2 protein-coding genes are annotated in these 1,686 nt (G+C 66.0%); both read right to left on the minus strand.

All coding sequences use genetic code 11. From position 1 onward, the window contains the following. Positions 1–452, minus strand: a 452-nt coding sequence (locus HWY45_RS36150) for a gluconokinase (RefSeq protein ID WP_059879995.1), incomplete at its 3' end; no start/stop codon positions are given. 13 nt (positions 453–465) lie between these two features. Beyond that, a partial coding sequence (locus HWY45_RS36155) for a GntT/GntP/DsdX family permease (protein WP_124598672.1) occupies positions 466–1,686 on the minus strand: 1,221 nt, incomplete at its 5' end.

Below are 1,686 nucleotides of genomic sequence, written 5' to 3' on the forward strand. Positions count from 1 at the left end.
TCCGGCGTCAGCTCGATGCTGACCTCGATCGCTTCGTCCGGGCCCGGCTCCTCGAGCGTGTCGAGCTGGCTCTGCAGCAGCGACGGATCGAAGAAATGGCCGGTGCGGCTCTTCAGGCGCTCGTGCAACACGTCGAACGAGCCCTTCAGGTACACGAACCGCACGTCGGCGTCGTTGCCGCGCAGCACGTCGCGGTACGAACGCTTCAGCGACGAGCAGGTGAAGACGGCCGTCTCGCCCGCGCGCTGCTTGTCCTCGATGGCGGCACGGATCGTCTGCAGCCACGGCCAGCGGTCGTCGTCGGTCAGCGGAATGCCCTGGTGCATCTTCTCCTTGTTGGCGGCGCTGTGAAACGCGTCGCCATCGGTATAGCTGCACGACAGGCGTTCCGCCAGCATTTCGCCGATTCGCGACTTGCCCGCGCCCGACACGCCCATTGCGATCAGAATCATTGACTACCCCTTGTTACAGAACCGCGCTCAGCACCAGCGTAAAGGTCAGGCCGAGCGCCGAGATGATCGTTTCGAGCAGCGTCCAGGTCTTGAACGTCTGGCCGACCGTCATCCCGAAGTACTCCTTGACCAGCCAGAAGCCGCCGTCGTTGACGTGCGAGAAGATCAGCGAGCCCGACCCCGTCGCGAGCACCAGCAGCTCCGGCTTGACCGCCGCGCCCGACGCCGCCGCGATCGGCGCGACGATGCCGCAGGCGGTCGTCATCGCAACCGTCGCCGAGCCCGTGGCCAGACGAATCAGCGCCGCGACGAACCAGCCGAGCAGCAGCGGCGACAGGTGCGCCTGCGTCGCGGTCGCGACGATCTGCTGCGAGATGCCGCTGTCACGCAGGATCCCCCCGAAGCCGCCGCCCGCGCCGACGATCAGCGTGATCCCGGCGATCGGCGCCAGGCACTCGCCGCAGAACTTCTGGATCTGGTCGCGGTTGAAGCCCTGCAGCTTGCCGAACGTGAAGAAGCTCACCAGCACCGCGATCAGCAGCGCGACGTCCGAGTTGCCGGCAAAGCGCAGCAGGTTGTTCGGCAGCGACTTCGGCGTGAAGATCAGGTCGGCCCAGCTGCCGACCAGCATCAGGATCACCGGCAGCAGGATCGTGAACAGCGTAATGCCGAAGCCCGGCAGCTCACGCTTCTTGCCTTCGGTGTGCGATTCGACGAACTGCGCGGCGAGCGGGTTGTTCTCCGGCAGCTTCACGAACTTCGAGATCGTCAGCGCGAACAGCGGGCCCGCGACGATCGCGGTCGGCACGCCGACGATCAGGCCGAAGGCGATCGTCTTGCCGATATCGGCGCCGTACTGCTGGACCGCGAGCAGCGCGGCCGGGTGCGGCGGGATCAGCCCGTGCACGACCGACAGGCCGGCCACCATCGGCAGGCCGACGACGAGCAGCGACTTGCCGGTGCGCTTCGCGACGTTGAACGCGATCGGGATCAGCAGCACGAAGCCGACTTCGAAGAACACCGGCAGGCCGACGATGATCGCGACGAACATCATCGCCCAGTGGATGTTCTTTTCACCGAACCAGTCGATCAGCGTGGTCGCGATCCGCTCGGCGCCGCCCGATTCGGCCATCATCTTGCCGAGCATCGTGCCCAGGCCGACGACGACCGCAATGTGGCCGAGCGTATTGCCGTTGCCCGTCTCGAACGACTTGACGATCTTGTCCATCGGCAT

It is taken from the genome of Burkholderia stagnalis, from assembly GCF_902830275.1.
Lineage (GTDB): Bacteria > Pseudomonadota > Gammaproteobacteria > Burkholderiales > Burkholderiaceae > Burkholderia > Burkholderia stagnalis.